We start from the raw sequence: 13,171 nt of genomic DNA, 5'->3' as shown, positions 1-13,171 counted from the left end.
GTAAATATTACTTTAAATTTTTATTATCATAGATATATGAATTAATCTCAGAATACGCATATGAATTAGTCGGTAAAGCCAAATGGTTTTTGTAAATAACTTCTTCTAATTTTAAAACACTAATGTGTGTCACATTTATATTAATTAAATCTCCTACTTGAATATTTGATACACCCGAAACAGGGATAATCGCCATTTCCTTATCAATATATCCCATATGTCTTGTTCGTTTTTCATTTCTACCATCATAAAACTTCTTATTACTTTTAAGTATCCTAATCTTTATAATTCCAAAGTTACCTCCAATGTTTAATTCTTTTCTCGATTCTACAATACCTTCAATTTTTAAATTGAACTCTCTTAAATAATCTGAATCTTTATTAGAAATAAATTTTGTTATTGCAATACCCAAAAAAAATATTACTAATAGAACTGCATAAAGTTTTAGTAAAAGTAGTAACGGTTTTTTCATCTTATTCTATCTTTGAAATGCATGGTAAAGTAAAAGAATGACTTTTTAATGAATTTGTAATGCTTTACATTCGTTTTCTTTCAAATAACTACGAATTACCATCTATTATACTAATAGTAATATTTAATTCTAATTTGACTTATAACTATTAAAAACTCAATAAAGAAACATCCATGTTTCTATATCTACCGATATGATAATATCTATCCTTAAACTTATTTTTTAAAAATATTACAATACCATTACTTCTAGTTTTTACTATTTCATACTTTATAACTTCATTATTTGATAATAAAATTTCCATTTCATAACTCTTTTGGATGTGCCCAATATTAGATGAATAACTTTCTGCTCTTTTAATAAAATCAAGAACTTTAGATATATCATTTTCAGATCTAAATTTGAGTAGTACAGTACCTCTCTCATCAAATATGAATACTTTATCCACATCTTCCTTTTCTAAAAGTTGAGTTGTTTGATATAAATCCACATTACTAAAAATCGATGGTGCTATAAAATCATAAATCAAACCTGATACACCAATCAAAATGATTAAATGAGGTATAAAATATGGAGTCTCCTTTTTTAGATATGCATATAACCCAACACCAAAAAATGCTGTAAAAACTAATTTCGTAACCAAATAAGTATAAAAAATACTTCCCATATCTAAATTATTGATTCTATAATCTCTTATAATACAAACCCGAATTTTTTTTTAATAATATTTTAAACCCTAATTTACTTATCCTAGAATTGGATGAGAATCGATAAAATATTCAGCACTATTACAGTTATAATTTTCAGAATTTGTTACAAACCAATTTATGTATGATTAGCGTATATGTAGCTATTTTTTGAAGACTTCTTCCCTCCCTCAATTTTATCGTTAAATATTCTAATTATTTTTCTTTTTTATAAGTATAGTGTAATTCTCAATTCAATCGTGTATTAGTTGTTTCTCTAATTTAGGGAGTTACAACTTAGGCCTAATTTTAGTTAATTACTGTTTCGTTAGTAATCTTCAAAATCAAAAAACAAAACCTACAAGTTTCTGTTATTTAACATTAAATTTCAACTACCTAATTCTATAAACCAAAGGCATCTCAAACATAAAGTGTTGACCTTCTTTTAACTTTACATCGAAATATAACTTTGGCATAGAGTTAAAAATCTTTTCACTTAACTCATTGAATAATACATAAGAACCTGTTGCCTTTACATCAAATGTTTTCCCTTTATGATTTACCTTGAAAACTACAACACTTTTAAGACTATCTCCTTTAGCATACCCCGCAATTCTAGCTAAACTATCTATTTTGCTATAATTATAATTCTCTATGACATTTCTAATTACATCTTTATACTTTTCGTTTTGAGAAAATAGTTTAAAACTGGATAATAAAACTATTACTAATATGTAAAATCTCATTCTCTATTAGATAACTTTATATATTTTTTGATTTTAATAATTTCTGTATTTCTTTGTTTCTTCAAAAATAGCGGACAGAATTTTTTCTTCTAACTCGTTATAAACTACATTTCTTCTTTTCATAACAACTTCGGCAACTTCATTTACTTTGTTCATTTTATATTCTGTAAAGCCAGATGCTCCTCCCCAACTGAATGATGGAACAAAGTTTCTAGGAAATCCACTTCCAAAAATGTTGGATGAAACTCCAATAACTGTTCCTGTATTAAACATAGTATTAATACCACATTTAGAATGATCTCCCATCATTAATCCACAAAATTGTAAACCAGTTTTAGCAAACCTTCCAGTCTCATAATTCCATAATCTTACCTCTGCATAATTATTTTTTAAATTAGAATTATTGGTATCTGCACCCAAATTACACCATTCTCCTAAAACTGAATTTCCTAAGAATCCATCATGTCCTTTATTTGAATACCCAAATAATACAGAATTATTCACTTCTCCTCCCACTTTACAATAAGGTCCTAAAGTAGTTGCTCCATAAATTTTCGCTCCCAACTTCAGTACAGAATTTTCACACATTGCTAACGCTCCTCGTACAACAACGCCTTCCATAATTTCTGCATTCTTACCAATATATATAGGTCCCGTTGTAGCATTTAATGTAGCGAACGTAAGTTTTGCTCCTTCTTCTAGAAATATATTTTCTCTACCAACACAATTTACTGTTTCGGGAATGGGTTGTGAAGTTCTACCTTCTGTTAAAAAATTAAAATCTTGACGAATAGCTTCATCATTTTTAGAAAAAATATCCCATGTATTCTTTATTTGAATAATCTCTTCCTCAAATTCTATTTGATTATAAGAATCAAAATCTACTTCTTCCTGATCTTGAGAAGTATAAAAAGCAATAACATCCTCCCCTTTAAAAATAGCTTCATTCTTCTTTAATCCTTTGATCATTTCAACCAATTCAGGAATTGGAAGAAATGAAGCATTTAGCATAATGTTTTCTTCCATTTCAACCATAGGATATTTCTCTTCTAAATACTCTTCTGTAATGGTTGTAGTTGTTAATCCTAAGTATTTTTCCCATTTCTCACGAATAGTTAAAATTCCTACTCTAATATCAGCAACTGGTCTTGTATATGTAAAAGGTAAAAGAGATGTTCTTACATCTCCGTCAAATAAAATATAGTTCATTTTAGATCTTTTTGAAGCATAACAAACATACAACAAAAAACCGATTACCATGAGGCAATCGGTTATAGAAAATTTATAATATGGGGCTTATCTTTTTACAATCATTTTACTCCCAATTTTTCCATCTGCACTTACTTTAATAAAATAAACTCCACTTCCTAATTCATCAATTATATACTCATTATTACCAAAAATTGTAGCTTGCTCCCTTCTTAATAATCTACCAGACACATCATAAAAAGCAATATCAGCACTCTCTATAGATGTTGGTAATTGAACTTTAATTTTACTAGAAATTGGGTTTGGGAAAATATCAAAATCTAAAGTATCAAACTTTTTATTGCTTAACGTTACTCCTAAAGTAGTTGCTCCTCGATTTATTCCTCCATGATAAGCATAACTTGTAGAACTACCAAAAGCCCAAATCACATCTATACTTCCTGCCGAATTACTGAACACAAAATCGCTAGAATCTCCAGAATTATTAGGTCTTGTTGCGATTATAGTTCTGATATTTCCGGCAACGGTATTTGATACTAAATTCCAATCTTGACTTGCATCTGCTGGTGGTAATTGATTTCCTGCTGTGGTTGCATCTGTAATTGTAGAACCATCTGTTCTAAAAACATCAGAACTACTAAACATGTTAGTTGCATTGTTATCAAAACCAACGGCAAACCAAGCATTGGCAGGACCATTCAAGGTTAAGGTAGTTGTTGTTCCATCGATCTCTAGATTAACACTTAAATCATCTTTTAAGGTTTGAGTTCCTGTTGAAAATACCTGTGCTGACAAATATAAACTCGCAAACACAAAAACTAATAGTAGTTTTTTCTTCATAATAATTAGACTTTAAATAGGGTTAGAATTTTCTTATTGCTCTTAAGTTTGGCATAATCTTTTGCCGTGTTTCCTCTATTGTCCTTCAAATCGAACTTTGCTCCTGACTTAATTAAAAATTCGACAATCTCATAAGAATTGAAAACAACTGCATAATGCAAAGCTGTTTTACCATTAGCATCTGAAATATCCATATCCGCATTGTGCTGAACCAAGTATTCTACCAACTCAACATTCCCTTTCACCGTAGCAGCCATTAAAGCCGTTCCATAACCATTATTGGCATTTATGCTTTTTGTATTTTCTACAATATATTTAGCTACTTCATTGTTACTATTATAACATGCTAATGTTAATGCGTTATATCCCGCTTCATTTGGCATATCGATTGACATTGGGTGAATAGCTAGTAATTCTTTCAATTCTTGTAAGGATCCGTTTCTTGCAATGTTGAATATTTCGTTCGCCGTATTTTCTTGAGTTAAACCAGAAACGGAAATAAACAACAGCAATAAAGTCATTTTTTTTGGAGTCATAATTTTCATTTTAAAGCGGTTACGTTTACAACAAAGAACATTATAATCCCTGTGAAATCAGTAGTTAAACTTATTGAATAGGGAAAAAAAACTACTGAAAGGGAAAAAAAGGACTTGAAAAATACAACAAATAAGACTTTAAAGTGATTTTGAAATCCCTAAAGATGAAAACAACCAATTAAATTGTAATTTTGTTTGTATGAAAAAAATACTAGCATTTATTTTATTAGGAATTTTCTTGATAGCAACAGCGTATTACGTATTCATTTATTATGCTACTTATAGTGAAGGAGAAAGATCTGGTGAATTAATTAAATTCAGTAGAAAAGGATTAGTTGTAAAAACCTGGGAGGGAGAAATTAGTCAAGGGATTTCTGGAGCTCAAATTTTCAAATTCTCGGTAGAAGATAAAGAAGAACAAGTAATAAAAAACCTAAAAGAGTTCCAAGGACGTTATGTTAAACTTACCTACATTGAACGATTCGGGAAATTCTTTTGGTTAGGTGACACAAGATATTTTATTACTAAAGTTGAAGAGGAAAACTCACCTCATTTCAATGGATTAAGATCTAAAAAAGATGACAAATAAATTTAAAAAAGTAGAAGATACAATCATTACTATTTCTGAATTAATGCTTCCTTCTCATGCTAATTTTAGCGGAAAAATTCATGGTGGATACATTCTAAATTTAATGGACCAAATAGCTTTTGCTTGTGCTTCTAAACATTCAGGAACCTACTGCGTTACAGCTTCAGTTGATACTGTTGATTTTTTAAATCCTATTGAAGTTGGAGAATTGGTTACCATGAAAGCTTCAGTAAATTATGTGGGTAGAACTTCTATGGTAGTGGGTATTAGAGTGGAATCACAAAATATTCAAACAGGAAAAATAAATCATTGCAATTCCTCTTATTTTACAATGGTTGCTAAAAATGAAGGTGGTAAATCTGTTCCTGTTCCGGGGTTAATTGTTACCAATGATTTAGAAATTAGACGTTTTCTAAAAGCAATAAAAAGATTGGAAATGAAAAGAAAAAGAACGGATGAATTTGACGGAGATGATTTTACTCCTGAGATGTATTTAAAAGAATTAGAAAATCAAAATGTAAAAATTGAATTAAATGGCTGAAATAATTGATTTAAGCCAAGAAATATATGAGGGCATGCCTGTATACAAAAGTTTGCCTCAAGTAACTATGGAAGTTCATAATACTCACGAAGAGTGGGACAATGAAATCAATCCAACCACCCAAACACCTGCAGTTTACAAAATACAGATGGGCGAACACACAGGAACTCATGTTGATGCGATGAATCATATGGCAAAGGAATATGAGGGGCAATCTATTGATACCATGCCATTGTCTATGTTTTACACAGAAGGCATTTGTTTAGATTTATCACATAAAAAATTTCAAGAATTGATTTCTTCAGATGATTTAAAAGAAGCACTTCGTAAAGATAAGCTACATATAAAAAAAGGTGATACTATTTTAATATATACAGATCATTACAGAAAAGCATTTAATACTGATAATTGGAGCAAAGGACCTGGAATAACAGTAGAATGTGCAAGATGGTTAGGAAAGCAAAAAATTGCAGCATTTGGAGTGGAAACCATGTCTCCAGGTGTTCCTAAAATTTCAAATAAAGAAGTTCATCATATTTGTGGAGAATTAGGATTCACACATTATGAAAATATGATTAATTTATATAAACTAATTGGTCGTGGAAGATTCAGATTTATCGGTTTACCGCTAAAAATTAGAGGCGGAACAGGTTCTCCCGTAAGAGCTGTAGCAATATTTGAATAAAAAAAGCCGAAGATAAATTCTTCGGCTTTTTTTATATTTCCTATTGTTTTTATTACCAACGAATCACTACAGATCCCCAAGTGAATCCACTACCAAACGCTGCTAATACAACTAAATCATTATCTTTTATTTTTCCTTCTTCCCATGCTTCAGTTAACGCAATAATTATTGATGCTGCAGTAGTATTACCATAACGCATAATATTGTTGTAAACCTTTTCATTAGGTAATTGGAATTTCTTTTGAATGAATTGTGCAATCCTTAAATTCGCTTGATGTGGAATTAACATATCAATATCATCCTTCTCAAGTCCATTAGCTTGTAAACCTTCTACAATCGCCTCTGAAAAACGAACTACCGCATGTTTGAATACGAACTGACCGTTCATATGTGGGAAATAAGAAGTATCCTCAGGATCATTTGCTTCAATAATTTCAGGAACCCAACGATTAGTTGATGGTCCAATTAACGCTAATTCCTCGGCGTGTTTTCCTTCTGAGTGTAAGTGAGAAGATAAAATACCTTTTCCTTCTTCTTCACATCTTGAAAGTACAGCTGCTCCTGCCCCATCTCCAAAAATTACAGTTACACCTCTACCTCGAGTTGATCTTTCTAATCCTCCTGAATGGTTTTCAGCACCAATTACCAAGATATTCTTATACATTCCTGTTTTGATAAATTGATCTGCAACAGATAAAGAATATATAAAACCAGAACATTGATTACGTACATCTAATGCTCCAATAGTAGGCATGTCTAACATATCTTGAATTTGTACTCCTCCTCCTGGAAAGTACATGTCTGGACTTAATGTTGCAAAAACAATAAAGTCAATATCATCCTTTGTTAATCCAGCTCTTTCAATAGCTATTCTAGCAGCTTTAGCTCCCATTACAGCAGTAGTATCTTCTGTTTTAGGATCTATCCAACGACGTTCTTTGATTCCAGTTCTTTCCTGAATCCATTCGTCACTAGTTTCCATCCATTGGGTTAAATCATCATTAGTAACCACATTTTCAGGAACATAATATCCTAAACCAGTAATTTTTGAACTATACATAATATATATTGGTTATAATTTAGTTGTTTTCAAATTAAAAGCCTGTAAAAGTATGAATTTTATCATTTTTGTACAAAAATGGGCTATAATAAAATCCTTTCGATGCCATGATGACAGCTAGTCAAATTAACGAAACCTTTTCGTATTTATAATCAACTGATATACAAGTGTTTTTTTAGACTGAAATTTAAAAAGGATAAAATATTTTTTAAATCTTACGTAAAAATACTTACCTTTTATCCTTTAATAATATTAATTAACCCCTTAATAATTCTAACTAAACTATTTACAAACTGGCTACATGAATTACAAAAGAGCCCTCCAAATTACTTTTTTGATTTTAGCAGCAGAGGTGGTTTATGCGTTGCCTTTTGTATTGGTCAGAATATTCAGACCTACATTTCTAAGTGCTTTTGAAATTACCAATAAAGATATTGGCTTCTGTTATACTTTATACGGTGTTACCGCAATGGTTTCATATTTTTTAGGTGGATTAATCGCTGATAAATTCCAATTAAAGTACTTAATGAGTATTGCTCTATTTTTAACAAGTCTTGGTGGATTTTTTTGGGTAATGTACCCATCACTTTCTACTTTATATATATTATATGTGTATTGGGGCTTTACTACAATAATGCTTTTTTGGTCTCCGTTAGTTAAAGCGACACGATTATGGGGAGGAAAAGAAAAACAAGTTTACGCTTTTGGTTTACTTGAAGGGGGAAGAGGATTAGTAGCTGCAATTATTGGAACAATTGGTGTATATATAATTTCTTCTATTACAAATAATGTTGATTCTTCAAAAATTGTTGTGCAAAGCGCAATGAACAAAGTATACCTAGTTACTTCAATACTCACAATGGTTATTGCTTTCTTAATATTATTATTACCAAAATTTGGAGAATCTTCAAAAATAAATTCGAATAATAGACACCGATATAATATATCTAAAGCCTTCAGATATCCTGTAGTATGGATATTAATGATTATCATTCTTACTTCTTATATCGGATATAGAGTTGCTGATATATTTACACAATATGCTAGTGAAATTTACGGTTACAGTTCAACAGAGTCTGCAGAATTAGGAACTTACTTTTCTTACATGAGGCCTGTTATTTGTTTGTTGGTAATATTCTTTGCCAAAAATACCAATCCTTCGAAATGGTTAATTATTGGCTTCTCAATTATGTCTTTAGGAAGTTTACTTTTTGTATTCAATAAGAATCTTTTACATTTTTCTCTATTATTACCTCTTATTAGTTCTCTTATTGGAGCTTACACTTTACGAGTATTATATTTCACAGTATTAGAACAAGCCAAAATACCAATAACAATGACAGGAACTGTTGTTGGAATAGTTTCCGTAGTAGGATTTTCTCCAGATATTTTCTTAGGACCAATAGAAGGTTACTATTTAGATGAAGTTGGCGGTGCACTTGGTTATCAATACTTATTCATCTTCTTTTTAGTCAGTTCTCTAATTGGTTTACTGGCCTCGATAGTATTTAACAATTCTGTTAAATCTAAAAATAGTCTACTGCCAACCTGACACTTTTAAACTTTTGGTACTTTTTTTGACTAGTCAAGCATGAAAACTTTGACTAAAATTATAAATATAATATTATGAGTAAAGGAAGTATTAATGTATCGGTTGAAAATATTTTTCCACTAATTAAAAAATTCTTGTATTCCGATCACGAGATATTTCTTCGTGAATTAATTTCAAATGCTACAGATGCCACTACCAAATTAAAGCACTTAATTTCTATTGGTGAAGCAAAAGTTGAGTATGGTAATCCTCAAATTGAAATTAAAATTGATAAAGACAACAAAACGCTTCATATCAAAGACCAAGGTTTAGGTATGACGGCAGAAGAAGTTGAAAAATATATCAATCAAATTGCCTTTTCTGGAGCAGAAGAGTTCTTAGAAAAATATAAAGATTCTAACAATGAAACAGGTGTTATTGGTCACTTTGGATTAGGTTTTTACTCTGCATTCATGGTTGCTGATAAAGTTGAGATCATAACGAAATCATACAAAGATGAAGCTGCGGCACATTGGACTTGTGATGGTTCTCCTGAATACACACTAGAGGCCCACGATAAAACAGAAAGAGGAACAGAGATTATTTTACATATTTCAGAAGATGAAAAAGATTTCTTAGAAGATTCTAAAATTTCTGGATTATTATCTAAATACAATCGTTTTAATCAAATTCCGATTAAATTCGGAACAAAAACAGAAACATTACCTCTTCCTGAAGATGCGGCAGAAGATGCAAAACCAGAAACAAAGGAAGTAGATAATATTATTAATAATACTGTTCCGGCTTGGACTAAAAAACCAGCTGATTTAGAAAGTGAAGATTATAAAACATTCTACAGAGAATTGTATCCAACGCAATTTGAAGAGCCTTTATTTCACATTCATTTAAATGTTGATTATCCATTTAACTTAACAGGAATTTTATATTTCCCTCGTTTAACTCAAAACATGGATATTCAAAAGGATAAAATCCAATTATACCAAAACCAAGTTTTTGTAACTGATAATGTAGAGGGAATTGTTCCTGACTTCTTACAAATGCTTAAGGGTGTTATTGATTCTCCAGACATTCCATTAAACGTTTCACGTTCTTATTTACAAGCCGATGGAGCTGTAAAGAAAATATCAGGATACATCACTAAAAAAGTGGCTGATAAATTAGCTTCTTTATTCAAAAAAGATCGTGCTGACTTTGAGCAAAAATGGAATGATATTAAAGTGATTATTGAATATGGAATGTTATCTGAAGAGAAATTCTTTGATAAAGCTAAAAAATTCGCTTTATATCCAACTGTGAACGACACTTTCTTTACGTTTGATGAATTAGTTGAAAAAACTAAGGAAGCACAAACAGATAAAGATGGAAACCATGTGATTTTGTATGCAGCGAATAAAGATGCACAACACAGTTATATTGAAGACGCTAAAGCAAAAGGATATGAAGTATTGTTGCTAGATACACCAATCGTTCCTCACTTAATGCAAAAATTAGAAATGGAATCTGGTGATGCTAAAATTCAATTCAAACGTGTTGACGCTGATCATATTGACAATCTAATTAAGAAAGATGACACGGTTATTTCTAAACTTTCTGAAGAAGAGAAAGAAAAACTAAAACCAGTTATTGAAGGAGCTGTAAACAACTCTAGTTACACAGTTCAATTAGAAGCAATGGATTCTTCTAGTTCTCCATTCTTGATAACAGTTCCAGAATTTATGCGTAGAATGAAAGAAATGCAAGCTACTGGCGGCGGAATGATGGGAATGGGTAGTATACCAGAAATGTATAATCTTGTTGTTAATACAAACCACGAATTAGTTTCTGACATTTTAAATGCTAATGAGGATAAACAAAAGCAATTAATTTCTCAAGCTTTTGACTTAGCTAAATTATCTCAAAACTTACTTCATGGTGAAGATTTAACAAACTTTATTAAGCGTTCTTACGATTTGATTAAATAATAAGTATGTAACAATATTTTATAAAACCTCTTTGTGAAAACAGAGAGGTTTTTGTTCGTCTTAAGTTATCCTTAAACTTTTATTATTTTCAAATGATCTATTCATTTAAATTAATAAATTTGCAAAAAAAAAGTATTATGAAAAAAAACTACATCTTGTGGCTTTTATTAAGCTATTCATTATGCATTAATGCACAAATTTTAGATATACCCGATGCTAATTTTAAAGCAGCACTATTAGCAAATTCACCGAAAATAGATACCAATAACGATGGTGAAATACAAGTTTCGGAAGCTCAGGGGTTTGGAGATACACTAGATCCATCCTTTTCTGCTAAAATTGATGTTAATAACAAAAATATTTCTGATCTAACAGGAATCGAGCACTTTATTCATTTGAGAGTTTTAAATTGTAATAACAATTCCCTTGGCGTAATAGATGTTTCAAAGAATACCAAATTGACTCAGTTATTTTTGAACGACAACAATCTTGAAGAAATTAATATTGAAAACAATACAGAACTTAGTTTGTTTCAAATTAATAATAATAATATTAAGACCTTAAATACAACTAAGAATTTAAAAATTGGACAAATTCTATGTGCTTCAAATGAAATTACCACTATCGATTTATCATTAAATACTGAACTTGCCTCTTTAGATGTTAGTTCAAATAAATTGACCAATTTAGATATTACCCATAATCCTTTACTTGATTTTATTTCTTGTTCAAATAATGAAATTAACAATTTAGATGTATCTAATAATTCAATTGTTAGAACATTATATTGTGGTAATAATAATATTTCTGAATTGGACATTTCAAATAATACTAAATTGATTCGTTTTATTTCCAGTTCAAATGAATTGAGTTCATTGGATGTAACAAAAAATACAGAGCTGACATGGCTGATTACGTCATTTAATAAAATTCAAGTTTTAAATGTTACAAATAATGTAAAGTTAGAGAGGCTAGAATGCTTATCAAACAATATAGAAACACTTGATATCTCAAAGAACAATAATTTAAATTATTTAAGTTGTGGAGTAAATAAAATTAAAAGTTTAGATATTCCTAGTTGTCCATTATTAACATATTTACATTGTGGGTCAAATCAAATTTCGGAATTAAATTTATCTAATAATAAAGAAATATTGAGGTTAAATTGTTATTCAAATTTACTTTCAGAAATAGACGTTACAAATCAAAGTAAGCTTTATGAGTTAGATTTTTCTGGAAATAAAATCTCTAATATTGACATTTCCAATAACTTAGAATTAAAAAGTTTATTTGCAAGATTTAATCAACTAAAACGATTGGACATTTCAAAAAACCCAAATATTACAGAGGTAGTTTGTGATGCAAACGATCTGATATCATTAAATTTAGCAAATGGGAATAACACAAATTTCAGTTTTTTATTTACTAAAGATAACCCAAATCTAAATTGTATTAATGTTGACAATGTTAACTACAGTAATACTAATTGGAAAGGGGTTGTTGATAATCATAGTAGTTTTAGCACTAACTGTCCTAATTACTACACAATATCAACATCAGCTGATAATGGATTTTTTATAGTTGATCCTTCCCCTAATTTTGAAAGCAACTTTTATGCAGAAGGGACGGAAATTACAATTACTCCTTCCCCTAATTTGGGTTATGAATTTGTCAATTGGACGAATGACGCTTTCGGAACTTCAAATCCTTTTATTTTTACAATTACAAGAGATACTCAAATTTCAGCTGTTTTTAATAAATTAAAATATGAATTAAAAGTAAACTCCGAAAATGGTAACGTTACATTTGAACCAAATTCACCTGACGGACTTTATGAATTCGGTACAGAAGTTACAGTTTCTGTAACTCCTAATAATGGATTTACTTTTGATAAATGGTCTGGTGATGCAAATGGTAATGAAAACCCTTTAACAATTCAAATCAATAAGAATAAAACTCTAACTGCTAACTACATTGATAATACATTAAGTATTGACCTATATAATCTAGAGAATAAACAATTATTTTATCCAAATCCCTCAAGAGATTTTATAAATATTAACCTGGATAATAAACTATTTAAAACTATTAAAGTTTCAAACTTACTTGGTAAAAATATCCTAACATCAAAAAATAATTACATTGATATATCTAACCTTTCAAAAGGTATATATTTAGTTACAATTAAAACTATTGACAATAAGTTATATTCTCGGAAATTACTAAAAAACTAGTACAAATTGTAAAAATCATACTGCTATGTACGCATAAAGCTATGAATACATTAAACTATT

13 protein-coding genes are annotated in these 13,171 nt (G+C 29.8%); 6 read left to right on the top strand and 7 right to left on the bottom strand.

Features of this window, described 5'->3' with window-relative positions; translation table 11 throughout:
• Positions 1–7: 7 nt before the first annotated feature.
• The 6 genes from ABNT61_RS01105 to ABNT61_RS01080 form a co-directional block, all read right to left on the bottom strand.
• On the bottom strand, positions 8–472 hold the full coding sequence (locus ABNT61_RS01105; protein WP_348744504.1) for a hypothetical protein: 465 nt from the start codon (positions 470–472) through the stop codon (positions 8–10).
• Positions 473–620: 148 nt separating this feature from the next.
• Positions 621–1,139, bottom strand: a complete 519-nt coding sequence (locus ABNT61_RS01100) for a hypothetical protein (protein WP_348744503.1) — start codon at positions 1,137–1,139, stop codon at positions 621–623.
• Between the two features lie 411 nt (positions 1,140–1,550).
• Positions 1,551–1,904, bottom strand: a complete 354-nt coding sequence (locus ABNT61_RS01095; RefSeq protein WP_348744502.1) for a hypothetical protein — start codon at positions 1,902–1,904, stop codon at positions 1,551–1,553.
• Between the two features lie 33 nt (positions 1,905–1,937).
• Positions 1,938–3,113: a GlmU family protein gene (locus ABNT61_RS01090; protein ID WP_348744501.1), complete on the bottom strand. Its 1,176-nt coding sequence runs from the start codon at positions 3,111–3,113 to the stop codon at positions 1,938–1,940.
• Positions 3,114–3,200: 87 nt separating this feature from the next.
• Positions 3,201–3,953 (bottom strand): T9SS type A sorting domain-containing protein, encoded by a 753-nt coding sequence (locus tag ABNT61_RS01085; protein ID WP_348744500.1) that lies wholly within the window; start codon positions 3,951–3,953, stop codon positions 3,201–3,203.
• A 5-nt stretch (positions 3,954–3,958) separates the two neighbouring features.
• Complete coding sequence (locus ABNT61_RS01080) at positions 3,959–4,489, bottom strand: ankyrin repeat domain-containing protein (RefSeq protein ID WP_348711460.1); 531 nt, start codon at positions 4,487–4,489, stop codon at positions 3,959–3,961.
• A 199-nt stretch (positions 4,490–4,688) separates the two neighbouring features.
• Between ABNT61_RS01080 and ABNT61_RS01075 the strand changes: the two genes are divergently transcribed.
• The 3 genes from ABNT61_RS01075 to ABNT61_RS01065 are packed head-to-tail and all read left to right on the top strand — an operon-like array spanning position 4,689 to position 6,304.
• Positions 4,689–5,078 (top strand): 6-phosphogluconate dehydrogenase, encoded by a 390-nt coding sequence (locus tag ABNT61_RS01075; RefSeq protein ID WP_348744499.1) that lies wholly within the window; start codon positions 4,689–4,691, stop codon positions 5,076–5,078.
• Positions 5,068–5,619, top strand: coding sequence for an acyl-CoA thioesterase (locus tag ABNT61_RS01070; protein ID WP_348711458.1), 552 nt, complete (start codon positions 5,068–5,070; stop codon positions 5,617–5,619). The genes ABNT61_RS01075 and ABNT61_RS01070 overlap by 11 nt, the downstream gene beginning before the upstream one ends.
• A complete protein-coding gene (locus ABNT61_RS01065) occupies positions 5,612–6,304 on the top strand; it encodes a cyclase family protein (protein WP_348744498.1) in 693 nt (230 codons plus the stop codon). The genes ABNT61_RS01070 and ABNT61_RS01065 overlap by 8 nt, the downstream gene beginning before the upstream one ends.
• 52 nt (positions 6,305–6,356) lie before the next feature.
• Here the strand turns inward: ABNT61_RS01065 and ABNT61_RS01060 are convergent, their stop codons facing one another.
• The gene (locus ABNT61_RS01060) at positions 6,357–7,364 is read right to left on the bottom strand and encodes a beta-ketoacyl-ACP synthase III (protein ID WP_348711456.1); all 1,008 of its coding nucleotides are present in this window, start codon (positions 7,362–7,364) and stop codon (positions 6,357–6,359) included.
• A 301-nt stretch (positions 7,365–7,665) separates the two neighbouring features.
• Between ABNT61_RS01060 and ABNT61_RS01055 the strand changes: the two genes are divergently transcribed.
• From ABNT61_RS01055 to ABNT61_RS01045, 3 genes are all read left to right on the top strand, one after another.
• Entirely contained in the window at positions 7,666–8,916 is a 1,251-nt protein-coding gene (locus ABNT61_RS01055) for an MFS transporter (RefSeq protein ID WP_348744497.1), read from the top strand.
• A gap of 74 nt (positions 8,917–8,990) precedes the next feature.
• A complete protein-coding gene (gene htpG, locus ABNT61_RS01050) occupies positions 8,991–10,877 on the top strand; it encodes a molecular chaperone HtpG (protein ID WP_348744496.1) in 1,887 nt (628 codons plus the stop codon).
• A 137-nt stretch (positions 10,878–11,014) separates the two neighbouring features.
• A complete protein-coding gene (locus ABNT61_RS01045; protein WP_348744495.1) occupies positions 11,015–13,111 on the top strand; it encodes an InlB B-repeat-containing protein in 2,097 nt (698 codons plus the stop codon).
• Positions 13,112–13,171: the final 60 nt, after the last annotated feature.

Source organism: Tenacibaculum sp. 190524A05c, assembly GCF_964036595.1.
Lineage (GTDB): Bacteria > Bacteroidota > Bacteroidia > Flavobacteriales > Flavobacteriaceae > Polaribacter > Polaribacter platacis.
The sequence above is the reverse complement of the archived record's forward strand: the minus strand, read 5'-3'. Positions and strand labels throughout refer to the sequence as shown.

Excerpts from the sequence above, each read along its gene's own strand:
- ABNT61_RS01075 (WP_348744499.1), top strand. The coding sequence starts at position 4,689 with ATGAAAAAAATACTAGCATTTATTTTATTAGGAATTTTCTTGATAGCA.
- ABNT61_RS01085 (WP_348744500.1), bottom strand. The coding sequence starts at position 3,953 with ATGAAGAAAAAACTACTATTAGTTTTTGTGTTTGCGAGTTTATATTTG.
- ABNT61_RS01095 (WP_348744502.1), bottom strand. The coding sequence starts at position 1,904 with ATGAGATTTTACATATTAGTAATAGTTTTATTATCCAGTTTTAAACTA.
- ABNT61_RS01105 (WP_348744504.1), bottom strand. The coding sequence starts at position 472 with ATGAAAAAACCGTTACTACTTTTACTAAAACTTTATGCAGTTCTATTA.
- ABNT61_RS01060 (WP_348711456.1), bottom strand. The coding sequence starts at position 7,364 with ATGTATAGTTCAAAAATTACTGGTTTAGGATATTATGTTCCTGAAAAT.
- htpG (WP_348744496.1), top strand. The coding sequence starts at position 8,991 with ATGAGTAAAGGAAGTATTAATGTATCGGTTGAAAATATTTTTCCACTA.
- ABNT61_RS01100 (WP_348744503.1), bottom strand. The coding sequence starts at position 1,139 with ATGGGAAGTATTTTTTATACTTATTTGGTTACGAAATTAGTTTTTACA.
- ABNT61_RS01070 (WP_348711458.1), top strand. The coding sequence starts at position 5,068 with ATGACAAATAAATTTAAAAAAGTAGAAGATACAATCATTACTATTTCT.
- ABNT61_RS01065 (WP_348744498.1), top strand. The coding sequence starts at position 5,612 with ATGGCTGAAATAATTGATTTAAGCCAAGAAATATATGAGGGCATGCCT.
- ABNT61_RS01055 (WP_348744497.1), top strand. The coding sequence starts at position 7,666 with ATGAATTACAAAAGAGCCCTCCAAATTACTTTTTTGATTTTAGCAGCA.
- ABNT61_RS01090 (WP_348744501.1), bottom strand. The coding sequence starts at position 3,113 with ATGAACTATATTTTATTTGACGGAGATGTAAGAACATCTCTTTTACCT.
- ABNT61_RS01045 (WP_348744495.1), top strand. The coding sequence starts at position 11,015 with ATGAAAAAAAACTACATCTTGTGGCTTTTATTAAGCTATTCATTATGC.
- ABNT61_RS01080 (WP_348711460.1), bottom strand. The coding sequence starts at position 4,489 with ATGACTCCAAAAAAAATGACTTTATTGCTGTTGTTTATTTCCGTTTCT.